20 protein-coding genes and 2 pseudogenes are annotated in these 25,405 nt (G+C 67.3%); 10 read left to right on the forward strand and 12 right to left on the reverse strand.

Features of this window, described 5'->3' with window-relative positions:
- Positions 1–40 precede the first annotated feature (40 nt).
- From gorA to ACCQ01_RS14495, 4 genes are all read right to left on the reverse strand, one after another.
- On the reverse strand, positions 41–1,411 hold the full coding sequence (gene gorA / locus ACCQ01_RS14480) for a glutathione-disulfide reductase (RefSeq protein ID WP_228431767.1): 1,371 nt from the start codon (positions 1,409–1,411) through the stop codon (positions 41–43).
- Positions 1,408–2,658: an NAD(P)/FAD-dependent oxidoreductase gene (locus tag ACCQ01_RS14485; protein ID WP_228431766.1), complete on the reverse strand. Its 1,251-nt coding sequence runs from the start codon at positions 2,656–2,658 to the stop codon at positions 1,408–1,410. The genes gorA and ACCQ01_RS14485 overlap by 4 nt, the downstream gene beginning before the upstream one ends.
- A gap of 3 nt (positions 2,659–2,661) precedes the next feature.
- Positions 2,662–3,906: a DUF418 domain-containing protein gene (locus ACCQ01_RS14490; RefSeq protein ID WP_228431765.1), complete on the reverse strand. Its 1,245-nt coding sequence runs from the start codon at positions 3,904–3,906 to the stop codon at positions 2,662–2,664.
- Positions 3,907–3,994: 88 nt separating this feature from the next.
- Complete coding sequence (locus ACCQ01_RS14495) at positions 3,995–4,474, reverse strand: FKBP-type peptidyl-prolyl cis-trans isomerase (protein WP_228431764.1); 480 nt, start codon at positions 4,472–4,474, stop codon at positions 3,995–3,997.
- A 74-nt stretch (positions 4,475–4,548) separates the two neighbouring features.
- On the opposite strand from ACCQ01_RS14495, the gene ACCQ01_RS14500 reads away from it, so the two are divergent.
- Both ACCQ01_RS14500 and ACCQ01_RS14505 read left to right on the forward strand, forming a co-directional pair.
- Positions 4,549–5,124, forward strand: a complete 576-nt coding sequence (locus ACCQ01_RS14500; RefSeq protein WP_115530845.1) for a C40 family peptidase — start codon at positions 4,549–4,551, stop codon at positions 5,122–5,124.
- A 109-nt stretch (positions 5,125–5,233) separates the two neighbouring features.
- On the forward strand, positions 5,234–5,983 hold the full coding sequence (locus tag ACCQ01_RS14505) for a C40 family peptidase (RefSeq protein ID WP_042598337.1): 750 nt from the start codon (positions 5,234–5,236) through the stop codon (positions 5,981–5,983).
- A 472-nt stretch (positions 5,984–6,455) separates the two neighbouring features.
- Here ACCQ01_RS14505 and ACCQ01_RS14510 read toward each other — a convergent pair whose 3' ends face one another.
- The gene (locus ACCQ01_RS14510) at positions 6,456–6,947 is read right to left on the reverse strand and encodes an acyl-CoA thioesterase (protein ID WP_014508277.1); all 492 of its coding nucleotides are present in this window, start codon (positions 6,945–6,947) and stop codon (positions 6,456–6,458) included.
- Between the two features lie 322 nt (positions 6,948–7,269).
- Here ACCQ01_RS14510 and ACCQ01_RS14515 point away from each other — a divergent pair.
- Positions 7,270–8,025 (forward strand): annotated as a pseudogene (locus ACCQ01_RS14515) (hypothetical protein).
- Positions 8,026–8,045: 20 nt separating this feature from the next.
- Here ACCQ01_RS14515 and ACCQ01_RS14520 read toward each other — a convergent pair.
- Both ACCQ01_RS14520 and ACCQ01_RS14525 read right to left on the reverse strand, forming a co-directional pair.
- Positions 8,046–8,864: a class I SAM-dependent methyltransferase gene (locus ACCQ01_RS14520; protein WP_192886102.1), complete on the reverse strand. Its 819-nt coding sequence runs from the start codon at positions 8,862–8,864 to the stop codon at positions 8,046–8,048.
- A 7-nt stretch (positions 8,865–8,871) separates the two neighbouring features.
- The gene (locus ACCQ01_RS14525; protein ID WP_228431763.1) at positions 8,872–10,212 is read right to left on the reverse strand and encodes a dicarboxylate/amino acid:cation symporter; all 1,341 of its coding nucleotides are present in this window, start codon (positions 10,210–10,212) and stop codon (positions 8,872–8,874) included.
- Positions 10,213–10,324: 112 nt separating this feature from the next.
- Here ACCQ01_RS14525 and ACCQ01_RS14530 point away from each other — a divergent pair, with 112 nt between their 5' ends.
- The 4 genes from ACCQ01_RS14530 (at position 10,325) to ACCQ01_RS14545 (ending at position 14,612) form a co-directional block, all read left to right on the forward strand.
- Positions 10,325–12,058, forward strand: a complete 1,734-nt coding sequence (locus tag ACCQ01_RS14530; protein ID WP_228431762.1) for an alkaline phosphatase — start codon at positions 10,325–10,327, stop codon at positions 12,056–12,058.
- 84 nt (positions 12,059–12,142) lie between these two features.
- Positions 12,143–13,441, forward strand: a complete 1,299-nt coding sequence (gene tilS, locus ACCQ01_RS14535) for a tRNA lysidine(34) synthetase TilS (RefSeq protein ID WP_228431824.1) — start codon at positions 12,143–12,145, stop codon at positions 13,439–13,441.
- A gap of 31 nt (positions 13,442–13,472) precedes the next feature.
- Positions 13,473–13,736, forward strand: a complete 264-nt coding sequence (locus ACCQ01_RS14540) for an exodeoxyribonuclease VII small subunit (RefSeq protein WP_011037729.1) — start codon at positions 13,473–13,475, stop codon at positions 13,734–13,736.
- Positions 13,737–14,612 (forward strand): polyprenyl synthetase family protein, encoded by an 876-nt coding sequence (locus ACCQ01_RS14545; protein ID WP_228431761.1) that lies wholly within the window; start codon positions 13,737–13,739, stop codon positions 14,610–14,612.
- 165 nt (positions 14,613–14,777) lie between these two features.
- Here ACCQ01_RS14545 and ACCQ01_RS14550 read toward each other — a convergent pair whose 3' ends face one another.
- Positions 14,778–14,987 carry a hypothetical protein gene (locus ACCQ01_RS14550; RefSeq protein WP_228431760.1) on the reverse strand — a complete coding sequence of 70 codons (210 nt, stop codon included), beginning with the start codon at positions 14,985–14,987 and terminating at the stop codon, positions 14,778–14,780.
- A 110-nt stretch (positions 14,988–15,097) separates the two neighbouring features.
- On the opposite strand from ACCQ01_RS14550, the pseudogene ACCQ01_RS14555 reads away from it, so the two are divergent.
- Positions 15,098–16,194, forward strand: a pseudogene (locus ACCQ01_RS14555) (M35 family metalloendopeptidase).
- A 71-nt stretch (positions 16,195–16,265) separates the two neighbouring features.
- Here ACCQ01_RS14555 and ACCQ01_RS14560 read toward each other — a convergent pair.
- Together ACCQ01_RS14560 and pmbA are read right to left on the reverse strand one after the other, a co-directional pair.
- The gene (locus ACCQ01_RS14560) at positions 16,266–16,658 is read right to left on the reverse strand and encodes a DUF4870 domain-containing protein (RefSeq protein WP_119960408.1); all 393 of its coding nucleotides are present in this window, start codon (positions 16,656–16,658) and stop codon (positions 16,266–16,268) included.
- Positions 16,659–16,785: 127 nt separating this feature from the next.
- Positions 16,786–18,153 (reverse strand): metalloprotease PmbA, encoded by a 1,368-nt coding sequence (gene pmbA / locus ACCQ01_RS14565; protein ID WP_228431759.1) that lies wholly within the window; start codon positions 18,151–18,153, stop codon positions 16,786–16,788.
- Between the two features lie 198 nt (positions 18,154–18,351).
- Between pmbA and yjgA the strand changes: the two genes are divergently transcribed.
- Complete coding sequence (yjgA, locus tag ACCQ01_RS14570; protein WP_076054631.1) at positions 18,352–18,939, forward strand: ribosome biogenesis factor YjgA; 588 nt, start codon at positions 18,352–18,354, stop codon at positions 18,937–18,939.
- Between the two features lie 169 nt (positions 18,940–19,108).
- On the opposite strand, the gene tldD is transcribed toward yjgA, so the two are convergent.
- A complete protein-coding gene (gene tldD, locus ACCQ01_RS14575; RefSeq protein WP_228431758.1) occupies positions 19,109–20,554 on the reverse strand; it encodes a metalloprotease TldD in 1,446 nt (481 codons plus the stop codon).
- A 98-nt stretch (positions 20,555–20,652) separates the two neighbouring features.
- Between tldD and ACCQ01_RS14580 the strand changes: the two genes are divergently transcribed.
- Positions 20,653–21,408 (forward strand): DUF6065 family protein, encoded by a 756-nt coding sequence (locus ACCQ01_RS14580; RefSeq protein WP_228431757.1) that lies wholly within the window; start codon positions 20,653–20,655, stop codon positions 21,406–21,408.
- Positions 21,409–21,420: 12 nt separating this feature from the next.
- Here the strand turns inward: ACCQ01_RS14580 and ACCQ01_RS14585 are convergent, their stop codons facing one another.
- The gene (locus ACCQ01_RS14585; protein ID WP_228431756.1) at positions 21,421–25,311 is read right to left on the reverse strand and encodes a YhdP family protein; all 3,891 of its coding nucleotides are present in this window, start codon (positions 25,309–25,311) and stop codon (positions 21,421–21,423) included.
- Between the last annotated feature and the right edge of the window lie 94 nt (positions 25,312–25,405).

Genomic DNA, 25,405 nt, shown 5'->3' on the forward strand with positions numbered 1-25,405 from the left:
ACGCCGGGACCCGCAAACGCATGCCGCCAACATGCGGCGCTCAATGCATCAACACAATTTCTTCCGATGAGGTGGGATGGATCGCCACGGTCTCGTCGAAGTCGCGCTTGGTAGCGCCCATTTTGACCGCCACCGCAAAGCCCTGCAGCATCTCGTCGGCGCTTTCTCCGAGCAGGTGCAAGCCGACCACGCGCTCTTCCTCGCCCACGCACACCAGCTTGAACACGCTGCGCTGCGGCGCATCGGCCAATGCGTGCAGCATCGGGCGGAAATTACTCCGGTACACGCGCACCGCACCGTCGTAGCGCTCACGCGCCTGCTCTTCGGTGAGGCCCACCGCACCCAGCGGCGGGTGCGAAAACACCACGCTGGGCACGTTGTCGTAATCCATGCGCGCATCCGGCTGGCCACCGAACAGGCGATCCATCAACTTGCGCCCGGCCGCGATCGCCACCGGCGTCAGCCCGACCTTGCCGCCCACATCGCCCACTGCATGGATGTTGGGCACGCTGGTGGTCTGGCCGTCGTCCACGACGATTTCGCCCTTCTTGCCGAGTTCCACACCGAGCGCTTCCAGGCCCAGCCCGGCGGTATTGGCACGGCGGCCAATCGCAAAGAAAACCTGGTCGAAGACATCGTTACCCAGCTCGCCCGGATGTGCACTGTGGCCACGCATGCGCAGCTTGCCCGCCTCATCGCGCTGCACACCGGTGGTGCGGAAACCGAAGTGCAGGCGCACGCCGAGATGGCGCAGGTTATCGGCCAGCTGCAACGTGAGTTCGGAGTCGAAGCGTTCCAGCAACCGCTCGCCCTGCACGAACAGATGCACGCGGCTACCAAGCGCCTGCAACAGCCCCGCAATCTCCACCGCGATGTAGCCGCCGCCCACGATGGCCACGTGGTCCGGCGCATGGCAGAGGTTGAAGAAGTCGTCGGACACATGACCATGCTCGGCGCCCTCCACGTGCGGGCGCAATGGATGCGCACCTGTGGCAATGACGATGTGCTCGCCAGTGACGGGCACGCCGTCGGCGCCCATCAAGGTATGCCGGTCCTGCAACACGCCACGCTGCGGGATCAGCACCACACCATCATCGTCGAGGCGGCGCCGGTAACTGGCGTGGATGTTGCCGATGTAGCCCTGCCGGTGGGTGACCAATTCCTGCCAGGTCAAGGTTGGGCGCACCACATCAAACCCGAGTGCACCGGCCAGTTCGATCTTGCTCGCCAGATCGGCCGCCAACCACATCGCCTTCTTCGGCACGCAGCCAAGATTGACACAGGTTCCGCCGAGCTCGCCCGGCTCCATGATCGCCACGCGCGCGCCATGTTTGGCTGCGCGGAACGCTGCGGCAAGACCACCGGAGCCACCGCCCAGCACCACCACGTCGTAGTCGTAACGTGCGCTCATGCGAAACGCTCTGCGCGGTAGGGCTGCGGGTCCAGCGCGGGTGCGCGCCCGGTGATCAGGTCGGCCATCAGTTGTCCACTTGCAGTACTCATGCTGATGCCGAGCATGCCATGGCCGGCCGCGAGCCAGACGTGAGGACTGCGCGGCACCGCGCCCAACACCGGCACATCGTCCCAGGTCATCGGGCGCCATCCATACCAGCGTTCGATTTCGACAGGGCCTTTCGGCGCATGCAGGAATTGCGCTGCCGCGCGCTCCAGCGCGGCCAGGCGTGTCGCGTTGAGTTGGCTGTTGTGGCCGGAGAATTCCATGGTGCTGCCGATCCGCAGGCGGTCGCGCCATGGCACCACAAACACCCAACGGTCCTTCAGCACCACCGGGCGTTTTGGCATCTGCGCCGGCGCGCTATAGGTGATCGAATACCCCTTGCCGGCCTGCACCGGCAGCCGTAGCCCCAGTTGTGCAGCAAGTTGCGGCGACCACGGCCCGGTGGCGATCACCACCTCGCGCGCATGCAGTTGTCCGTGCGCGGTGTGCAGGCACACGCCCTGCGCATCCGGACGCACGGCGTGCACACGGCAGTGTTCCTGGATCACGCCGCCACGTGCGCGCAGCACGCGTGCCAGCTCGGCGGTGTAGCGTTCGGGGCGCAGATGCGCATCGCCGGGGAAGTGGATCGCGCCGGCAATCCCCTGGCGAAAGGCGGGGTCGTCCCGCACATAGTCTTCGCCGTCGATGGCCTGTGCCTGGATACCCCACTGCGCCAACGCTGCGCATTCGGCACGGTAATGTTCGAACCTGCGCGCATCGCCGAATACATAGTCCAAGCCATCGCTGCGGAATTCGCAGTCCAGCCCGTCGCGTTCGATCCAGTGGGCAAGCCGCAGGCGTGCATCGTGTAGCAGCGCAGCGCGCGCCTGCACGCTGGCCCGCCAATCGCGCTGGTTGCAGCGCCGTGCAAAGCGCCATAACCAACGCCACAGCGTGGGATCCAGCCGCGGCGGGATGTACAGCGGCGCATCCGGCGTGAACATCCATTTCAGCGCCTGGCCAAGCATGCCCGGCGCTGCCAGCGGCGGCGCATGGCTGGGCGTGATGGTGCCGCAGTTGCCATACGAGGTTGCCCCGCCGATTGCGCCGGCATCAAGCACCTGCACCTGCCGGCCGGCACCGACCAACGCACGCGCGGTGGCCAGCCCGATTGCACCGGCGCCGATCACCACCACATCCACGCGTGCGTTACTCATGCGTCAGCCCGCAGCGCCAGCATGACGCCGCAGTGGCGGCACCTGCAGGTAGGTCACGCAGCGCCACAGCCACTCCACCGGACCGAAGCGGAACCAGCGTAACCACAGGTGGCTCAGGGCCACCTGCACTGCAAAGAGCAGCAGCGCAAATGGCGGTTGCCACGCACGTGGCAACTGTTCGAAATAGCCCAGGCCATAGCCGTAGAAGATGCTCGTACACAGCAGCGACTGCAGCAGATAGTTGCTCAAGGCCATGCGCCCGGCCGGTGCCAGCCAGCGCAGCTGCGCTGCAAAACGCATCACCCAGGCCGCATAGCCCAGGCACATCATCGCCCCGCCCAGCAGTGCCAGCGCGAACGCCAACGACAGCCGCGGATCCAGCCGGGCCGGGTCCATCCACGGCTCCAGCCGGTAGCTCACCAGCATCAACGCCAGACCCAGTGGCAACACGCCGTAACGCAGCCAACCGAACAGACCCACAAAGCGCTCGGGCGCGGCAATCGCCCCGCTGCGCACAAACCAGCCACCCAGCAGGAACATCCCGAGCATGGCCGGGCCGTTGATGGTCAGCGCGCTCAAGGCCTCGCGCAGATCGTGCCAACGCTGCACGGTGGCCTGCACATAGGTGCCGCTGCCCAGCGCACTGCGCTGCGCCTGCACGTTGGCCACCGCCTGCTGCGCCACCTCGCGCATCGCCACGTTCCACTCGGCCGCGGCGGCGGGATCCGCCTGGGCCAGCGCGCCCACCGCGCCATAGAGCAGGATCAACCCCGGCGCACACAGGTACACGAACACCGCAAACCACGGCAGCGTGGCCGTGGGCACGGAGCGGGTGGCCAGCAACAGCAGCGCCAGCAGCGCATAGGTCACCAGCACATCGCCCGACCACAGCAGCACCGCATGGGCAAGACCGATCACCAGCAGGCCGGCACTCCGGCGCAGATACATGCCCAGGAACGGGCGCTGCGCCTGCTGGGCGCGTTGCGCCATCACCGCAAACCCCATGCCGAACAACAGCGAGAACAAGGTGTAGAACTTGCCCTGCACAAACACATAAGTCAGCGCATCGACCACGCGGTCCAGGCCATGCCAGTGCGGATCGACGCCGGTCACCGCCAGGTCCAGCGGGCCGACGAAGCCTTCGATGTTCATCAGCAAGATGCCCAGCAGCGCGAAACCGCGCAGCACATCCAGCACCGCAATCCGCTCGGTCGCGGCAATTGGCAACAATACAGAACGCTCGGTCATCGAAACCCGTAACGGCAGGCGACACAGCAGGTCGCACAATGCAAACGGCCCGCCGAAGAGGCGGGCCGTCAGGATGCACAGCGGTGACTCAGTGGTGGTGACCACCGTCGCCGTGCACATGGCCGTGGTCACGCTCTTCCTGGGTAGCTTCGCGCACTTCGATGATTTCCACGTCGAAGTGCAGGTCCTTGCCGGCCATCGGGTGGTTGAGATCCACATCGACCACGCTCATGCCGACCTTCTGCACCGTCACCGCACGCGGGCCGAAGTTGGTCTGCAGCACCACCTGCGTGCCCGGCACCAGCTTGGTGGCGCCGAAGTGCTTCTTGGGCACGCGCTGGCTCAGGCCTTCGCGGTATTCGCCGTAAGCCTCGGTCGCCTTGACGTCGACGCCGAAGCTCTCGCCGGCTTCCTTGTCCATCATGGCCGCTTCCAGGCCCGGGATGATGTTGCCGCGGCCGATCAGGATCGCCAACGGGTCGCGCTCCTTGGAACTTTCGATCGGCTCCTGGCCGAGCTCGGAAACGGTGTAATGGAAGCGGACGACGCTGTCTTTTTCGATCTTCATGCCTGGCTCTGAATGGGGCTGCCCGGTGGCAGACGGTTGAGGACGGCTTGTGGGCCGTCGAGTGCGCCGCCATCATGGCGACCTTCGTAACCGCCCATTATCCCGGCTCGATGCCTATCACGCCAGTTGCTGCCGTTCGTCCCCGCACCGCCGCGGCCTGCCTGATGCTGGGTCTGTCGCTGCTGGCCGCCTGCTCGCAGGCACCGGTGCGCCGCCCGGCGCCAGCACCGGCCACCGCACGCGTCTGGCCCCAGGTACCGCCGGCCAACCCGGCTGCCGCCAACAACATCCTCATGCGCGCCCTGGGCCTGGTCGGCACGCCGTACCGGTATGGCGGCAACACGCCGGAGAGCGGCTTCGACTGCAGCGGGCTTGTCACCTATGTCTACAAGGACGTGCTGGCACTTTCATTGCCCAGGACCTCGCGTGACCTGGCCGCCGTGCAGGGTCCAAAAATTCCAGCTGAAAAACTGTCAACTGGCGATCTGGTCTTTTTTGGCTCCAGCGGAAGCGTGACCCACGTCGGCATTTATGTCGGTGAAGGCCGCTTCGTGCACGCCCCAAGCAGCGGCGGTACCGTCCGCTTGGATTTCCTCGACGGGGCTTACTGGCGTGACCATTATTCAGGTTCAAAGCGGGTTTTACATTGAAATGTGACGTGTGTCACAAGTCATAAAACGGAAAGTTAACGTTTTTTGAACGTAACGAACCCTTCACCAAGGCATCATCCCGCATCGACAGCAGAATTGTGATTCCCGCGTGACGAACGACGAACAGCTCAACCCTGGCGCCGCACCGCATCCGCCCCGGAAACCGCTCCGCCTGTTGTGCGCCACCGCGCTCTGGCTCGCAGCACTTCCCGCCCTGGCACAGACCGCCCCCAGCCCCTCTTCCGTTCCGACGACGACCGCGTCTGAAAGCGCCGTCGCCGCTGAGAAAGCCGCCACCCGCAGCCGCGCCGATGCCGCTGCCACTGCAACGCTGGCCGCCCTGCTTCCGCACCTGGCTGCCAACGACGCCATTCCCCTGATGGATCGCTCGGCGATGTTCGCTGGCGACCTCAGCCGCCTGCTCGCCAACTACGACGTTTCGCAGAGCGCTGCCAACGCGGCTCAGAACGCCGTGGCCGACAGCAAGGTCCAGGTGATCCTGCAGCGCGCGATGGCCCTGCTGGGCACGCCGTACGTCTGGGGTGGCGAGTCCACCGAAGGTTTCGATTGCAGCGGCCTGGTCGGTTACGTGTTCAAGACTGCGCTGGGCATCGAACTGCCGCGCGTCTCCCGCGATATCGCCCGCGATGAAACCGCCGAGCTGATCAAGGACCCGCACGCGCTCAAGGCCGGCGACCTGGTGTTCTTCGGCCGCCGCGGTCGCATCGACCATGTCGGCCTGGTGGTCGGCGACGGCAAGTTCCTGCATGCGCCGAGCCGCGGCAAGGACGTGCGCGTGGATTCGCTGGCTAGCGGCTACTGGAGCGAAAAGTTCATCCAGGCGCGTCGCGTACTCTGATCGCAGCGTTCGTTTTGCACATGAAAGCCGCGGCGGTTGCTGCGGCTTTTTTGTTTTTGGCTGTCCGCGCACGGCCTGAGCCATCGGTGCAACGCACGGCCCGGATCATCGATGGCAGGGGCTGCTGCAATCCAGGCGTCAGCGCGAATGGCTGCAAGCCTCTAGACCAGCCTCGTCTCCGACCACGTCACCGCCAAGGCCAGTTGCAAAGCGATAGGCGGAGGCGCCTGCCGGACGGGTTCGATCTGGCCCACTTCGCCAACAATCAGCTTTCGCTTGCCAACACAGAGCAACGAGTGCAGTACGTGCTTGATGAGCTGTGAGGCCGCCGCGTCGCATTGCTTGTAAAGCGACGCGAGGGCGCAGCTGCTAACGCGGCCGACACCGACCACAAATGCACGGGAAGCACCTGCGGCAACCGCGGTGCAAGAACCGCGAAGCGGCGGCCCGCTCCCACATCATCAAATACCGCTTAGCGGCCAGTATCAGCCTGGTAATGCGCCATCGTGTCTTCGATGCCCTTGCTCAGTTCCATCACCTTGAGCGCGTATTCGGCCAGGCGTTGGTCTTCCGGCGTGGACGGCCGCCATGACGGCACTTCCACCGGTGTGACGCCGTCTGGATCCATCGCCACGAACACGATGATGCAGTGGGTGCACAAACGCGAGTCGCCGCCCATCGGGCTGCGCGCGCGTACGTCGATGGCGAAATGCATGCTGCTGCGGCCGGTGTAGACCAGCTTGGCCGACACTGCGACCAGATCGCCAATGCGCACCGGCGCCACGAAGCGGATGCCACCCACCGCCACGGTGACGCAGTAATGCCCGCTCCAGCCACTGGCCGCCGCAAAACCCACCTGGTCGATCCACTTCATGACCACCCCGCCGTGCACCTTGCCGCCAAAGTTGACGTCGCTGGGCTCAGCAAGGAAACGAAATGTCAGATCACGTTGTTGGCCAATCACCGGTGTCTCTCGCCAAAGGATGAGCTTGAAGTGTGACATGTGCGTGCGCGCAGGCGGGCATCGTGTGGCGTTCAATGCGCCGCGTCCCCGCCTGGATTCCGCTGAGTGGCATCGACCGCAAGCTGCGTCTCCACGTACCAGAAGGCCAGCGCATTGCGAGCAAATCCGTCATTCCTCCAGCAGGCGGCTGGACACGGACGCCTCGCAACGACCAACGCGTGCCGCGGATGCCCTTCCCGTTCTAGCCACCACGCAGGATCGATAGGCGCCTGCACATGCACGCGTACGTGAAACTCCTTACGCTCGGCGTTCCGGCACAGGCGTGCCTGCTGCAGGACGCACCGCGATGCCAGAACGGCACATCCCTGAACTCCTGCAGACACGCCAGCGCCTGGAACGCGACGGCTGGCGACGGCTGCAGATGAGCGCCATCGTGATGATCACCGCCAGTGGCGGGCTGCTGAGCTCGCACCTGCTGCGCAATGGCGGCATCGACGCGATGGTGCTGCGCTATCCGCTGGCCACCCTCGCCGCCTATGGCGTGTTCCTGCTGCTGATGTGGGCCTGGGTGCGTTGGCGCAACGACATGGATGACGCGTACTAGGAGCTGCTGGATCACAGCATCGACCTTGACGGCGGTAGCACACCAACAACGCCCGGCTGGAACGGCGGTGGCGGCTCCAGTGGTGCGGGCCGTTCCGGCACAGGGGGCGCAAGAGTCAGCTCGGGGCTTTCGGAGGGCGATGTACTTCCGGACCTCATCGATGGCGATGCGGGATTGCCTGTCCTGGCAATCGTGGCGCTACTGGCTGCGTCCGTAGCCGCCCTGGTGGCTGCTGTCTGGGTGGTGTGGTCGGCACCGGTGCTGATGACCGAACTCCTGGTGGACGCGGCATTGGCCGGCGGGCTGTACCGGCGGATGCGCGGCATCCAGGCCCAGGGCTGGTGGTGGCTGTGCGTCCGCCACACGATCTGGCCGCTGCTGGGCGTGCTCGTCTTCTTCATCGTGGTGGGCGCGGTTGCCCAGCACCAGGCGCCGGGGGCCACCACGCTGATGGAGGCCCTGCGAGCCCACTGACCCCGATCGATGCCTGACCGTCAGTTGTCCTGCTTGCGCAGACACAACCACGGAAAATGCGGCTGCCGCCGTTTGAACAGGCGCCCCAGCCGCGCGCCCGCGCGCCGGGGGTCGAACAACCACTGCACGGCGAAGCCGTCGAAGCTGGCGTAGGTGTGCTGGTGATAGTGCGCGGCCAGCGCCGGGCATCCCAGGTCGGTGAAGTAACGCAGGCTGCGTGCGGCGCTTTCCCGGCCGCGTTGCGGCGTGGCGTACAGCGGGCTGTCGAGGATGTGCAGCTCGCCGCCTTCGCGCAGGCAACCGAGCAGGCGGCTGACGAGCGCGGCGGGATCGCTGAAATACTGCACGCAGGCGGGCAACACGATCACATCGAATACATCGCGCGGCAGCACCAGCGTGTGGATGTCGGCAGCGACGAATGTCAGCCGCGCGTCATGGCCGAAGACGCGCGCGGCCTGGGTCAATTCGGTGCGGTTGACGTCGACACCGCAGACCTCGCGCTGCAGGGCCTGCGCAAGCAGATGCGACAACCAGCCATTGCCGCAGCCCAGCTCGAGAATGGCGCCGCCCCCGGCGTGCGCTTGCAGGTGCTGCACCAGCAAGCTGCTGGACAGCGCACGCACCTGCCATTCAAGCGTATTGCCCAGCGCGCCACCGGGGCGCGGCAGGCTGCGCACCTGCGCGTCGGTGTACAGCCGGCCTTCCTTGCGCCGGATCTGCAGGTACTGCTGCTCGAACGGATCGTCGGGCAGGCCGTCCTGCACCAGCACACCGTCGATGACATGCAACGGCGCAAGCGCCTGCAATTGCCCGCGCACGGTGGGAAACCCGTCTTCCATCACCGGCTCAGCGCAGCGGCGCGGCGCGATCGGTGGGCGGATCCTCGAGCCCCACGTTGGTGGACGCGGACTCGTAGATCGTCTTGTCCAGCAGACCGGTCTCCTTGGCCACCAGCACCGGCACCAGCATCTGCCCGGTGACGTTGGTCATGGTGCGCATCATGTCGAGGATGCGGTCGATCGCATACAGATAGCCGATCACTTCCAGCGGCAGGTTGGCCGCGCTGAGCACCACCGTGGCCATCACCACCGCGGTGCCCGGCACGCCAGCGGTACCGAAGCTGCCCAGCACCGAGGCGATCAGCACCACGAAATACTGGTTGGCGGTCAACGGCACGCCGGTGTATTGCGCGATGAACACGGCGCACAACGCCGGGAAGATCGCGCCACAGCCGTCCATCTTGATGCTCGCGCCCAGCGGCACGGCGAAGGCGGCGTAGTCCTTGTTCACGCCGAGGTTGTGGGTGATCGAGCGCATCGCCACCGGCATCGCGGCGAAGCTGGACGAGCTCACGAACGCCACCTGCATGCCAGGCGCCGCACCGCGGAAGAACTTCCACGGGTTCAGCCCGTGCAGCAGCAACAGGCTGCTGTAGACCACCACGATGTGAAGCGCGCAGGCCACATACAGCGCCAGCACGAAATTGCCGAACGGCAGCAGCTTCGCAAAGCCGTAGCTGCCCACCAGGCCCGCAATCAGGCCGAAGGTGCCCAGCGGGGTCATCTCCAGCACGAAGCGGGTGACCTGAATCATGATGTCGCTCATCTGCCCGGTGAGCTTGCGTGCCTCGGCCACGCGGTCACCCAGCTTGACCATCGCAAAGCCGAGCAGCGCGGCAAAGAAGATCACCGGCAGGATCGAGCCACGCCCGGCGGCCAGCACGGTTTCGCCGGCGGCATTGGTCTTGGTGCCGATGCCGGTCAGCGCGTAGAACGGGTTGGAGGGCACCACATCCAGCAGCACCTTGATCGGGCTGGGCACATCGCGCGGCTTCCACGCCGAGTCCACGCTCAGGCTGAAATGGCCGGCGCCGGGCTGCATGATCGTGCCCACCGCCAGGCCCACGCCCACTGCCAGCGCGGCGGTGATGACGAACCACAGGAAGGTGCGCCCGCCCAAGGCCGCAACGGACTTTTGCCCGTGCAACGACGAGATCGCGTTGATCACCGCAAAGAACACCAGCGGCACCGCAATCATCTTGATCAGGGTGACGTACAGATCGCCCAGCGGCTCAAACCACACCTCGGCGGCCGGGCCCATGGCTGCGCCCGCGATCGCGCCCAGCACAAAGCCGGCCACCACGCGTTGCCAGAACGGAATGCGCAACCAGGCCGAGACCAATGTCATGCGTGAAATCATCCGGGGGGAGTGCATGCACCTTATCGCAGGGCCGCCCTGCCCGCGAGGCCACGACTGGAACAGCGGCGTGTCATCAGTGCGACGGATGCATCCCGGCATAATGGGCATTGATTCAGCCACGAGTTCGAACCCGATGCGTTACCGCCTGCCTGCCCTCGCCGCCCTGACCACGCTATGCGTGGCCGCCTGTGCTTCCACTGCCGGATCCACCACCGCGGCGCCCGCCTCGGTCAAGGTGGACGTGCCACCGGTGACGCATCCGGCCGGCGAAACCCCGCAATGGTGGTACCGCTCTGGCGCGGCACGTGCGGCCGGCAACGGCGCGATGGCCGGCAAGGCACGCAACGTGATCCTGTTCCTGGGCGATGGCATGAGCCTGACCACGGTGGCCGCCGCACGCATCCTGGACGGCCAGCGCAAGGGCGGCCCAGGCGAAGAGAATCTACTGTCGTGGGAGCAATTCCCCGCCACCGCCTTCAGCAAGACCTACAACACCGATTCGCAGACCCCCGACTCGGCCGGCACCATGACCGCGATCACCACGGGCGTGAAGTCGCACATGGGCGCGATCGGGGTCAGCAGCGGCAACCGCAGCGACTGTGCCGACAGCCTGGGCAAGGGCCTGCTGAGCTGGCTGCAACTGGCCGACAGCGCCGGCATGGCCACTGGCGTCGTTACCACCACCCGTCTGACCCACGCCACGCCGGCGGCGACGTATGCGCATTCGCCGGAGCGCAACTGGGAGAACGACACTGATCTGCCCGAGGCCGCCCGCACCGCCGGCTGCCAGGACATCGCCCAGCAATTGCTCTCCACCGCACGCTTCGGGCGTGGCCCGCAGGTGGTGCTTGGCGGCGGCCGCAGCCAGTTCCAGACCGTGCAGGAGCGCGACCCCGAGTACGACGACAAGGTCGGCCTGCGCCTGGACGGGCGCGACCTGGTGGCCGAGTGGAAGCAGTCCCACCCACAGGGCACCTACGTGTGGAACGAGCAGCAATTGCAGGCCGCCGCTGGCGCACCGGCGCTGCTGGGCCTGTTCGAGCCCGATCACATGCAGTTCGACCATGACCGCAACCGCACGCCGCAAGGCGAGCCCAGCCTGACCGAAATGACCCGCACCGCGATCCAGTCGCTGTCGCGTGACCCGAACGGTTTTGTGCTGATGGTCGAAGGCGGCCGCATCGATCACGCCAACCACGCCGGCAATGCCTACCGCGCGCTGGATGAAACCGTCTCGCTGTCGGATGCGGTGCGCACCGCCGTGCAGACGGCGCCGCCGGACACGCTGATCATCGTCACCGCCGACCATTCGCACACGCTCAACTTTGTGGGCTACCCGGTGCGTGGCAACCCGATCCTGGGCAAGGTGCGCGGCACCGGCGGCGAAGAAGGCGACCGCACCCAGCTGGCCACCGATCTGGCCGGCCAGCCCTACACTACCCTCAGCTACGCCAATGGCCCCGGCCATACCGGCGCGACGAACGCACAGCCGGCCGGGCCGAAAAAGTATCCGCACGAGCCCAGCAGCAGCGAGCCGGCCCACGGCCGCCCCGACCTCACCCACGTGGATACCGAGGCGCCCAGCTACATGCAGGAATCGCTGGTGCCGACCAAGTCCGAAAGCCACGGCGGCGAAGACGTCGGCATCTGGGCCACCGGCCCGGGCAGCGCGGCGTTCCGCGGCACGCTGGAAGAGAACGTGATCTACCACGTCATCGTCCAGGCCACCCCGCGTCTACGTGCGCGCCTGTGCAAGGCCGGCACCTGCGACAGCGCCGGGGTGCCGGTAAACCTGCCCGCACCCGCCACCTTCGAGCGCGCGACCCAGCGCTGATGGCCGAGCGCACCGCGCACAACCGATGTGGTGCGCGGTCGGCAGCGGTCGGCGTCATGACGGGCGTGGCCTGACGTGGACGTGATGCACGCGGCCGGGTTGATCCCCGCCACCCCACCTTCACCGGTGCTGGTGGCCTACAGCGGCGGCATGGATTCGGCCGTGTTGCTGCATGCCCTGGCCGCCACCCCTGGCTACCGCGAGGCCGGCCTGCGTGCCGTGCATGTCCACCATGGCCTGCATGCGGATGCAAATGCCTGGGCGCTGCACTGCCAACAGCAGTGCGCGGCCTTGGGGGTTGCCCTGCAGATCGTGCGCGTACAAGTGGCACGCGACAGCGGCAGCGGGCTGGAAGCGGCCGCACGCGCTGCGCGGCATGCGGCCTTTGCAGCGACCCTGGCAGCGGGTGAGTGGCTGGCATTGGCGCATCACCGTGATGACCAGGCCGAAACCTTCCTGCTGCGCGCGCTGCGCGCTTCCGGCCCTGACGGACTGGCGGCGATGCGTCCGCAGCGCCCGTTCGGCCCGGGCACGCTGTGGCGCCCGTTGCTCGGCCACGCACGCGCCGATCTGGCGGCCTATGCGCAGGCGCATGCAGTGCGCTGGATCGACGACCCCAGCAATACCGATCCGCAGCACGACCGCAATTTCCTGCGCACGCAGGTCCTGCCGGCGCTGCAGCAACGCTGGCCGCTGGCGGCCGATGCACTGGCCCGCAGCGCGCAGCTGTGTGGCGATGCCAGCACCCTGCTGCACGACGACGACGCCAATCTGCTGCCCACCGTCTGCAACAGCGCTGGCGCCCTGGAGCTGCAGCCATTGCGCAGCCATTCCCCCGCGCGCCGCGCACGCCTGTTGCGCGCCTGGGTAGCCGCCGCGCACGCGCCACCGCTGCCCGCGCAGGGCGTGCACGCACTTGAACGCGAGATCGCCACCACGCAGCCGGATCGGCAGACCTGCTTTGCCTGGCAACAGACAGAAATTCGCCGCTGGCGCCAGCAGCTGTACCTGCTCAGTGCGCGCGCGACGTGGCCAGCGCAGTGGCAGGCCGAGTGGAACGGCGACAGCACACTGTTATTGCCCGACGGTGCGCAACTGCAACTGCGCGGCACGCCGGGCTTGCGCTTCGAGCAGCCACTGCAGGTGCGCGCGCGCCAGGGCGGCGAGCGCATCGTGCTGCCGGGCCGGACCCATTCGCATCAGCTCAAACATCTGCTGCAGCAATCAGACCTGCCGCCGTGGGAACGCACGCGCCTGCCCTTGTTGTGGGCCGGCAAGACGTTGCTGGCCGCCGGTGATCAGATCGTGTCTGCCACGCTGGACCAGTGGTTGCGTGCGCACGCCGCGCGCCTGCAGTGGCGCAGCGCTGCACCCGCGAATTGACCCGCCTGCGCGCGCGCCGCACACTTTGTCGATGGCCAAGAAGTCTTTGAACGAATCCTCCCCCGTTGCCCGCTTCGAACAGTCGCTGGAAGAACTCGAGCAACTGGTGCAGAAGATGGAAGTGGGCGAGATGAGCCTGGAGCAGTCGCTCACCGCCTACGAGCGCGGCATCGGGCTGTACCGCGATTGCCAGCAGGCGCTGGAACAGGCGGAACTGCGCGTGCGTCTGGTGACCGACCCCGCGCGCCCCGAACAGGCAGAAGCATTCGAGCCGCCGTCGCTGGATGGCGGCTGAGTGAGCGCGGCGTTGTTTGAGCGCTGGGTTGCTCGCACCGAACGGCAGCTGGACGCCTGCCTTCCCAGCCCCGCCCTCGCCCCGCAGCGTTTGCACGCGGCAATGCGCCACGCCGTGCTCGGTGGCGGCAAGCGCATGCGTCCGCTGCTGGTCTATGCAAGCGGTGCCTTGTTCGGCGCCGAAGAAGGCAGCCTGGACGCGCCGGCGGCGGCGGTGGAACTGATCCACGCGTATTCGCTGGTGCACGATGACCTGCCGGCCATGGACGATGACGCGCTGCGTCGCGGCCGCCCCACGGTGCACATCGCCTTCGACGAAGCCACCGCGATCCTGGCCGGCGATGCCTTGCAGGCACGCGCATTCGAACTGCTGGCCGAGGCGCCGGCAGACGCGGCACTGCGGGTGGGCTGGTTGCAGAGCCTGGCATCTGCCGCCGGTGCGGCCGGCATGTGTGGCGGCCAAGCGCTGGATATCGACGCCACCGGGCAGGTGCAGGCGCTGGACGCACTGCAGCGCATGCATGCGCTCAAGACCGGTGCGCTGATCCGTGCCGCGGTGCGCATGGGCGTGCTGACCGGCGGCGCGGGCGTTGCCGACCAGCAGCGCCTGGACGCGTTTGCCGATGCGCTGGGGCTCGCGTTCCAGGTGCGTGACGACATCCTGGATGTGGAATCGAGCTCCGCCCAGCTCGGCAAGACTGCCGGCAAGGATGCGGCGCAGTCCAAGTCTACTTACCCCGCCTTGCTGGGCATGGACGGCGCCAAGACCAAGCTGGCGGAACTGGCCAGCCACATGCACGAACTGTTGGAGCCCTACGGCGGACCCGGCGCCACCTTGGCCAGCCTCGGCCGCTTCGCGGTCGACCGCGCCCACTAGATACGGCTAACCAGGCCTCACGCGCGGCTGCCGAGCGCGTGTGATGGCGCGTGGATGCCGAGCATCTGCGGACTCCAACGCATCGCTCCGCACCACATCGCCGCCCAGCCAGACGCCAACGCAAACACAGCGGCCGCCGCATGCATCACCTCCCCGGTGCTCGCGTTACGCGACACGTTTGCGCATTCCGTGCGCCACCGCACGGTCGATCACGCGTGTCCATTCAGGCAACAGGCGAGCCTGGTCACAAAACGGGACATTGGTCGCCACAGTTTGTGTCAGCCGGCGACACACGGCCATCCCGATTTCATGATCACCGGCACGCTTTATTGCTGAATTATCTACACCAGTGATGTATCCGGATGCATAACCCATGCGCTACATCCAGAAATATCGCTAATTGAACGACTTGTCGCGTCCGCTCGCTCTGCCTAGGTTTGGCCTGCCCGCGCTTGCGGGCATCCCCCGACCAAGGAGAGTCACTGGTGAAGAATGTTTTTCTTGCATCGTTGCAGCAGGCACGCTGGCCGTCGTCGGCGTGCTCGGTTCGGCGCAGGCACAGTCCGTGCGCGGACCGGTTCCGTTGACCATCGAACTGGCGCCAGTGGCCGACCAGGCTGGGCGACATCAAGGCAAGATCGCGGTCACCGTTACCAACAACGGCAGCCAGGTCGCCCGCGTTCCGACCTATCAGCTGCCGCTGAAGTCGCTGGACAACGGCATCCTGGAGGTGAGCCGCGACGGCAAGCCGGTGGACTACACCGGGCGCCTGGTCAAGCGCGGCCTGCCAAAGGCAGCCGACTTCACCATCCTGCAGCCGGGCCAGAGCGTCCAGGGCGAGGTGGATCTGGCCGGTGCCTATGACCTGTCCACCAGCGGCAACTACACCATCCAGGTGCGTTCGTCGCTGCAGTACGCCTCGCTGTCCGATGGCAGCTTGATGAAGGCCGCAAACGGCCTGCCGGCAGTGGCCACCAGCACCCCGCTCACCGTCTGGCTGGACGGCGCCCGGCGTGGCGTACAGCGCCAGCTCGCAATCGGCCCGACCGCCGTGGTCAACGGCATCAACTATCTCAACTGCAGCACCACCCGCACCAACCAGGCCGCCAGTGGCGTCGCTGCCGCGCGTAATTACTCGCAGAACGCGCGTACCTACCTCAACGGCGGCAGCACCGGCGCGCGCTATACCACCTGGTTCGGCGCCTACAATGCCGCGCGCTACAGCCGGGTCAGCTCCAACTTCGTCAACATCGACAACGCGCTGGACCAGAACAATGGCCAGCTGACGATCAACTGCAGCTGCGAAGCGGATCTGGCGGACGCCTTCGCCTACGTCTATCCGAACCAGCCGTACGAGATCCATGTCTGCAACGCGTTCTGGAGCGCGTCGACAACCGGCACCGACTCCAAGGCCGGCACGCTGGTACACGAGACCAGCCACTTCACCGTGGTGGCCGGCACCCAGGACCGCGTGTATGGCCAGTCCGGCGCACGCAGCCTGGCGATCAGCAACCCGGCCCAGGCGATCACCAATGCCGACAGCCACGAGTACTTTGCCGAGAACACCCCGGCGCAGAACTGATCGCGTGACTTTCTAAAAACGCCAAAGGCCCGGCATGACTGCCGGGCCTTTGTTTTACGCGCAATCAAGAATTACTTGATCAAGCGCAGCGTGAACGGATAGCGGTAGCTCTCGCCGCTGTTGGCCTTGACCGCCGCCAGGATGCAGAGCACCAGGTTGGCGACCCACACCAGCGTCGGCACGAAGAACAGGATGCCGAACGACACGATGGTCAGGATCACCGCAGCCACGTAGGCAATGATCACGGTGATCTGGAAGTTCAGCGCTTCCTTGGCCTGGTCGGTGGCAAACGGCTTGGACGGGCTGGCGTCCTTGCTGATCAGCCAGATCACCAGCGCGCCGATGAAGGACGTCAGGATGCCCAGCAGGTGCGCGGCCAGTGCCAATGTGCGCTCTTCCGAGGGCGTGCCGGTGCTGATCGGCGGCGGCGGTGGTGGCGCGGCGTGTGTGTCGAACTCGCTCATCATGTCTGCCCATGCATGGTTGTGGTGTGCGGCGGACTATAGCAACCAATCCGCGCGCCACCAGTGCGGGAAGCCATGGGTCCGCCAGCGCCGGGACGCTGGCGGGCGCAGGTACTGGGCGGGTGACTCAGCTGTCGCCGGCCACGGTCATGCGATTGATCAGCACCGAGCCGATCTTGACGTGCGAGCGCGGGTCGACATCGCTGCCCACCGCTTCGATCCCGGCAAACATGTCGCGCAGGTTGCCGGCAATGGTCAGCCCGTCGACCGGATAAGCGATCTCGCCGTTCTCGACCCAGAACCCGCCGGCACCGCGCGAATAGTCACCGGTCACCGCGTTGACGCCGTTGCCCATCAGCTCGGTGACCAGCAGCCCGCGCGACATGCCGGCGACCATCGATGCCAGGTCGCCGGCATTGGAGGTCACCTGCAGGTTGTGCACCCCGCCGGCATTGGCGGTGGTCTGCAGCCCGAGCTTGCGCGCCGAATAGCTGCCCAGCACATAACGCTGCAGCACACCGCCGTCGACCAAGGCCGAGCGGCGCGTGGCCACGCCTTCCCCGTCGAACGCGGCCGAGCGCAGGCCGCGCCGCAGGTGCGGCAATTCCCCGATACCGAACCAGTCGGGAAACAGCTGGGTGCCGACGCTGTCGAGCAGGAAGCTGGCGCGGCGGTACAGCGCACCGCCGGACACTGCACCGAGCAGATGCCCGACGAGCGAGCGTGCCACTTCCGGCGCGAACAGCACTGGCAACTGGCCGGTCGGCAGCGAGCGCGGCTGCAACCGTGCCACGGTGCGCGCGGCGGCATGCCGGCCGATCGCGTCCGGCGCTTCCAGGTCTTCGCGCGCCAGCGCACTGCTGTACCAACCATCGCGCTGCATGCCATCGCCCTGCCCGGCAATCAGCGCGCAGCTGATCGAATGATGGGTGCCGCGCTCGCGCCCGATGAATCCGTGCGAGTTGGCATACACCGACAGGCTGAGCCCGGTACTGGCCGAGGCGCCATCGGAATTGCTGATCCGCGCATCGGCCTGCCGGCCGGCGTTTTCGCAGGCCAGCGCCAGGTCCACGGCGGTGTCGGCATCCAGCGCCCACGGGTGCCAGCTGTCCAGCTCGGGGAAGTCGTGCGCCATCAGCTCCGCATCGGCCAGGCCGGCAGCGGGGTCGTCTTCGGTGTAGCGGGCAATGGCGCAGGCCTGCGCAACGGTGGCCTCCAGGCTGGATTCCTGCAGGTCGGCGGTGCTGGCACTGCCCTTGCGCTTGCCGAAGTACACCGTGACCGCAATGCCGCGATCGCGCGTGGACTCGACGGTTTCCACCTCGCCCAGCCGCACGTTCACGTCCAGACCGCGTTCTTCGCTGCAGCTCACTTCGGCCTGGGTCGCGCCGGCGGCGCGGGCGCGCTCGAGCAGCCGCTGAGAGATGTCGGTGAGTGCCTCCAGGCGCTGCAGGCTGTCGTCGGTCACACGGGTTTCGGAGGAGAGTGCGTTCAATGCTTTATCCTTTGGATGCGGATCCGTCCGCGAAAGCCCGGCCATCGTGGCCGGACCGTCTGAATTTGGATGCGGATCCTTCCGCAGAACGCTCGGCCATCCATGGCCGAAGTATCTGAATTTGGTGCGGAGTCTTCCGCCGGAGTCCGGCCGTTCATGGCCGGAAATTTAACTAAACACGTTTTGGGATGTAGTGGCATGCGCGGACGCGATGAAGATACCGGTGAATTTCGTGGCGCCAGCCGCAGCCAGCAACGGCGCGAGGCGTTGGAAATTTTCGACCTGGGCGAAAAGCTGGTGGCGCTCACCCCGGCGCAGCTGGCCAAGTTGCCGGTGCCCGAGTCGTTGATCCCGCATATCGAAGAGAGCAAGCGCATCACCTCGCATATCGCGCATAAGCGCCAGCTGGCGTTTCTGGCCAAGCACATGCGCCGCGAGGACGATGAAACCCTGGATGCGATCCGCGATGCGCTGGATGCCAACAGCGATACCGCGCGCCGCGAAGTGGCGGCGATTCACCGCGTCGAACGCTGGCGCGAGCGCCTGCTCGCCGAAGGCGACGTCGCGCTGGCCGAACTGCTGGAAGCCTACCCGGCCGCCGATCGCCAGCAACTGCGTCAGCTGGTGCGCAACGCGATCCACGAACGGGCCAAGAACAAGCCGCCTCGCGCTTACCGTGAGCTGTTCCAGGTATTGCGTGATCTGTCTCAGAAGCCGGGATTGGAGAGTGGGGATTCGGGATTGGAAGACGAAGAGTCGGCGCCGGAAAACGACGAAGACGAATAAGGCTCCGCCCGATCCATCCAGCTCCGCAACGGCCGTCCCTGCCGTTGCGATTCTCTGCTCCTGACTCTCGATGCCCCTCCGCTGAACCGGCAAACCGCAACCGCCCAACGCACTGCTCTGCGCCCCTGCCGTTGCGATTCCCCATTCCCGATTCCCGAATCCCCGCATCTCAGGCCTGCGTTCCGCCCACGGTGATGCCGTCGATCAGCAGCGACGGCTGACCCACGCCGACCGGCACGCTCTGCCCGTCCTTGCCGCAGACGCCCACGCCTTCGTCCAGGGCCAGATCGTTGCCGATCATGCGCACCTTCTGCATGGTTTCCGGGCCGTTGCCGATCAGGGTGGCGCCCTTCACCGGCGCGGTGACCTTGCCGTCTTCGATCAGGTACGCCTCGGTTGCGGAGAACACGTACTTGCCGCTGGTGATGTCGACCTGGCCGCCACCGAAGTTGACCGCATAGATGCCCTTCTTGACCGAGCGGATCATCTCCTGCGGATCATGCTCGCCGGCACGCATGTAGGTGTTGGTCATGCGCGGCATGGTCAGGTGCGCGAAGGATTCGCGGCGGCCATTGCCGGTGGGCGCCACGCCCATCAGACGCGCGTTGTGGGTGTCCTGCATATAGCCGACCAGCACGCCGTCTTCGATCAGCGTGGTGCACTGGCTGGGCGTGCCTTCATCATCGATATTGAGCGAGCCGCGGCGTCCATCCAAAGTGCCGTCATCGACGATGGTCACGCCCTTGGAGGCCACGCGCTCGCCGATGCGGCCGGCGTAGACGCTGGTGCCCTTGCGATTGAAGTCGCCTTCCAGCCCATGGCCCACCGCTTCGTGCAGCAGCACGCCCGGCCAGCCCGGCCCCAGCACCACCGGCATCACGCCGGCCGGCGCGGGAATCGCATCCAGGTTGACCAGCGCCTGGCGCAATGCTTCACGCGCAAAACCTTCCGGGCGCCCATCGGCGAACAGCTCGGCATAGCCGTAACGGCCACCGCCACCGGAATAGCCGGACTCGCGGCGGCCGCCGTGTTCGACGATCACCTGGACGTTCAAGCGCACCAGCGGACGCACGTCGGCGGCCAGCACACCGTCGCTGCGCGCGATCAGTACCGTGTCCACGCCGCCGGACAAACTCACCATCACCTGCTTGACGCGCGAGTCGGCAGCGCGCAGGTACTGGTCGATGCGGCGCAGCAGGTCCACCTTGGTGGCGCTGTCCATGTCGTCGATCGGATCGGTGGCCGGATACAGCGCACGGCCGTTGCCGCGCACCAGCGTGCGGGTGGATTGCGCGCCGCCATCGCGTGAGATCGCGCGCGCCGACTGGGCCGCTTCCAGCAAGGCTTCGCGCTGGATGTCGTCGGAATAGGCAAAGCCGGTTTTTTCGCCGGAGATGGCGCGCACGCCCACGCCTTGTTCGATGGAATGCGCACCGTCCTTGACGATGCCGTCTTCCACACTCCAGCTCTCGCGTCGCGAATGCTGGAAGTACAGGTCGCCGAAGTCGATGCCGGGGCCCAGCAGGGCGCCGAAGGTGCGGTCGATGTGGCCGGTATCCAGGCCGGAGGGAAGCAGCAGCCGGGATTCGGCCAGGGTCAGGGCGGTGTCGGTCATGCGGTCAGGATGGGGGTCGCGCGCCGGGGAGACAAGTCGCCCGGCTGAACGTGGCACGCGGCTATCATCGCCAGCCCGCTGCCAGCCACCGCGCACGCATGAAACTCATTGCCCACGTTCTGGACGGACACACGCTGGATATTCGCCCCGCGCCGCACGAACGCGCCTGGATGGATGCCACCGACCAACGCTACGCCTACCGTTGCCTGCCGCTGGCCATCGCCAATGCGCATGGCTGGGAGCTGCTGTGCCAGGCTGGTTTCGAGGCGGTCTGGGATGGCGGCGATGGGCTGGGCGCGGTGGTGATCACCGCCGATGCCGGCACCGCTGCGCCGGCGATCAGCCATTTCGGCTACGGCATGCTGACCTTCCACGTGCCCTGTCTGTTTCGTACCGACGCCGGTGTGGACCTGTTCGTCAGCGGGCCGTTGAACTGCCCCAAGGACGGCATCGGTGCGCTGAGCGGCATCGTGGAAACCGACTGGAGCCCGTACACCTTCACCATGAACTGGCGTTTTACCCGGCCGGGGCGGGTGCGCTTCGAGGCGGGTGAGCCGTTTTGCCATCTGTTCCCGCTGCAGCGGCAGTTGATCGAACAGGTGCAGCCGCAGTGGCAGCCGTTGTCCGAAACGCCGGCGTTGGCGCAGCAGCATGCCGACTGGACCGACAGCCGCAGCCGTTTCCTGGAGGCCTTGCCGGACACGCAATCGGCGGCGGCGCGCGAGAAATGGCAGCGCAGCTACTTTCGTGGCGTGACTGCGCCTGCGCAGACACCGGTGGCCGGGCACCGCACGCGGCTGCGCCTGCCGCTATTCACGCGTGCCGGCGCGCCGTCTGACCCGCCCGCCGAGTGATCGACTGACTGCCTAGCGCGGCGCCTTGTCCGGCGCCGGCCTGGCGGGCGCACGCTCGCGCGCATCGCGATCCACCACGTCCACCTGCGGCTCTTTCCACGGCCCGGTGACGTGATAGGTCTTGGCGCCAATCGCGCCCAGCGGTTTGCCGAGCACCGCATTGGCGGCCGCACCGACCGCCGCACCCACCGGGCCACCGGCCACCGCGCCCACCACCGTGAGCAGATTGCCGGCCTTGGGGTTCACGTCCACGGTCTGGTCGAAGGTCTGCGCACGCAGGTCGGTCTGCCCGCGAATGGCGATGTCGGCCGCCGGGCCTTCGATCCGGATTGCATCGGTGCGCGCAAAGCCATCGCCAAAGCGCACTTCGCCGGCAAGCTTGTTGAACGCCAGGCCCTTGGAGAAGAAGTCGCGGAAGTCGAACATCAACCGGCGCGGCAACTGCGCCACGCTGAGCAGGCCAAGCACGCGGCCGGCGCCGGGGTCCACTTCCAGCAACTGGCCGTTGCGGGCGTCCACGGTGAGGTTGCCCTCGAGCGAGCCGAGCGCAAACCCGGTCGGCGAGCCCTGCCAGCCGGCGTTGAGTTCCAGCTGGCCTTCGCCACCGCGCAGCTGCCCGCCCAGGGTGAGGTTCTGCAGCAGATTGCCCAGGTTGCGGCTGTCCACGCGCGCAGACAGCCGCGTGCTGGCGGCCTCGCCCTTGCCGCGCCAGGCGCCGGTCAGGCCGATGTTCTGGTCATCCGAGCGCAGTTGCAGCTGGTCTACCTGCATGCCGTCGGTCAGCCGGCTGCTGCGCAAGGTGGCAGCACCCAGGGTCATCTTGCCCACGCGCAGGTCGTCGATATCCAGCGATAGCGGCGGGATCGACACCGGGTCGAACTCGGCCACCGCGCGCCGCGCCGGCTCCGGCAATGCGCCGGCCAGCGGGTCGCCGGGCTCGGGCGCGGCCGGTTCCGGCGCAGCGGCCACCGGCTGCCAGCGCACCGTGCTGAGCTTGCCCTGCACCGCGGCGCCGTCGGCATTGGGCACGGTGAGCTGGCCGGCCAGCGACGGCCCATCCAACGTCACCGCCACCGCATCGCGGGTGGGGCGCAGGCGCAGGCGGGTTTGCGGAAAGACGCCTCCAATCATCAACAATTTGTCGGCCTGCACATCCACCTGCAGCAGCGGCAGCTTTTCGCTTGGCTGTGCCGGTTGGCCGGGTAGCGGCGGCATGTCGGGCTCGGCACTGCCGCGCGCCAGGCTGATCCAGTCGATGGCATCCAGCGAGGCGGTGCGGCCATTGACCACCAGGCCATTGGCCGGCGGCCGCTCGGTCACGGTGTCGGTGCCCATCACCACGCGCACGCCGGTCTGGGTGCCCTGGCTGCTGGCCTTGACCGCCACCAGCTGGCCGAACGCCACATCGATATCGCCATTGCCGACCGGCAACGCCACCTTGACCCGCGTGTCCAGCGGCTGCGTGGCCGGCTTGTCCAGCGGTGCGGGCAAATCCAGCGTGGTGCCGACCAACTGCGAGCGCAGCGTGAGTTGTGCGGGCGCATCGGGCTGCCCCACATGTGCCAGCGGCACATCCACGCCCACCTGCCATGGCGCGCTGCCGTGTACATACGGCCGCAACCATTCCATCTGCGGCGCGCGGTCGAATAGCTCCTTCGCATCGAGCGTGGCCCCGAAGCGCGCCTCGAACGCCTGCGCCGGGTCCTGCACGAAGCCGCCGGCACGCAACGCCAGCTCGCCGGTGCGGCCCTGGTGCTGCACGCTCAGATGCTCGGCGCCGAAGCCGCTGTCGCGGTACTCGGCCTGCCCGCTGACCTGATCGAAGGCCAGGTTCCAGCGCGCGTCGGCCAGCTTGGCGCCCTGCAGCGCAACGGTGCCCTGCAGATGCCCGCCCACGCCCTTGGTGCGTAACGGGCGCAGCAGATCGAAGGTGACCGCGGCCGGGCCGGAGGTGGTGAGGTTGCGCAAGGTGTCGCCATAGCGGCGCTCCAGCGGGCTGCTGCGCAACATGCCCAGCAACTGCGCGGTGTCGGCCTGGGTGGAGGCGCGCACATAGAGTTCGGAGGTGGCGAAATTCGGGATACCGGCCTCGAACTGCGCCACCGGCGTGCCGGCCAGCGCGCCGCTGCCTTGCAGCGAGAAACCATTGCCGATGAAGCGCAGGTCGGCCTGCACCTGGGTCATCGCCGGCCAGTCCGGCTGGAAGCGGATCTCGCCATCGCGGATCTGCCCGAAGGCTTCGAAGCGGCCATCGTTGTTGTCGAACGGCCAGTCGTCCAGGTCACCGCTGACCAGGCCGGTGCCGCCGGTGACCACGCCGCCGGCCACCGCCATGTCGAGCCAGTCGATGGCGGCCTTGCTCATCTTCGAACGGATCCAGAACTTGCGCGCCACCGGCAGGGCGGCGTCATCCAGCTGCGCCGCCAGGGAGATGCGTGGCCGGGTGCCATCGTTCTCAAACCACATCCCGCCGCGCAAGTTGGCGCCGTAGTCCTTGGCCTGCACCCGCAGCGCCGGCGTGGCGACCTGCCAGCCGTCGCCGTCGCGCCAGCCGACGATGCTGCCGGCCAGTTGCACCTCGTGCACCACGCCAAAGCCGGTGGGCCAGTCGAAGCGCAGCGTGGCGTCGGGCGCGGTTTGCAGCGCGATCGCCTGCGCATCGCCGTCGAAGTGCCCACGCAGGCCGCTGATACCCGGTGATTTGCCGACCGGCTGGAATGCCAGTTCCTCCACCTGCCCCTGCGCGCGCACCGCGCCGCCCTGCTCGCCCGCCAGCTGCAGCTTGCTCACGCGCAGCTGCGGCCTGGACAACGCCAACCAGCGGCGCAGGCCCGGCGACAGCTGGTCGCTCAGCGCAGCGGCAGCGATCAGCCCGGACACATCCAGCGCGTCGCCCACCACCGCATAACGGCGCCCGGCGGCGATGCTCAGGCCGTCGAGACGCTGCAGCGTGTTGGCGCTGCCCAGGCGCAGCTGTGGTGCATCCAGCCGCCAGCCGCCAGCCACGGCCTGCCAGCGCGCACGCGCCTGCAGGCGTTCCCACTTGAGCGTGCGGCGCGTCGATTCGCCAGCCAGCGGCGCTCCCGACAATTGCACCTGGGTGAGATCGGCCACCACGGTGACCGCAGACACGCGGCGGGCACGCAGCTGCGCCCACGCCTGCAGCCGTCCACTGCCGCCATCCACCCGCACACCGCCGGCCTGCAGCAGCGACGCCCATGCGGCCAGGTCCGCCGGCGCGGCCTGCGCATACGCGCTGCCATCGCCACTGTCGCGGTCGAACTCCAGCACCGAGGTCAGCGGCGCGCGTGCCGGGTCGATCCAGCTGCGGCTGCCGACGCGCAGGGTCGCGCCCTGCATGCGCAGCCGTAGATCGATCCGTGGCAGCGTGGTGTCCAGCCCGATCGACGGCGCATCGATATGCAGCCGCGCCTCCGACACCTGGATTTCGCCCAACCGGCGCAACGCGTCCAGGGGATCGGCGTGCCGGCCACTGGGCAGCCCCTGCACCGACCACACCCCGTCATCGCCACGCTGCAGGGTCAAAGCGAGCCCGCGCAGGCGCACCTCGGTCAGCGCATGGCCCGGCAGCAGGCCGGCGTACATCGCCAGCACCACTTCGGCCTGACCCACACGCACGTCATCGTTGGGGCCGATGCGCAGCCCATCCAGACGCAACAATGGGCCGCGGCGGGTCCATTCGGTCTGCAGGCGGTCGAAGCGGATCGGCTGGCCGGCACGCTCGCTCAGCCACGCGGCAATCTGTTGCGGATGCTGCTCGGCCAACGGCAGCACCTGGCTGGCCGCGCCCACCAGCACGGCGAGCGCCACCAGCGCGAGCGCGCTGGCGGTGATCGCATAACGGCGAAACAAGCGGAGACGGCGGCGCAGCGGGGTCGGCATTAACGGCGGGGAATCGGGAGTCGGGAGTCGGGAATCGTAAGAGCACGCAGCGCCCCGTACGCACGATCATCCGTTCGCGCACGCCCCCATTCTA

Origin of the sequence: Xanthomonas sp. NCPPB 4037 (assembly GCF_041475695.2) — a bacterium.
Taxonomy (GTDB): Bacteria; Pseudomonadota; Gammaproteobacteria; order Xanthomonadales; family Xanthomonadaceae; genus Xanthomonas; species Xanthomonas campestris.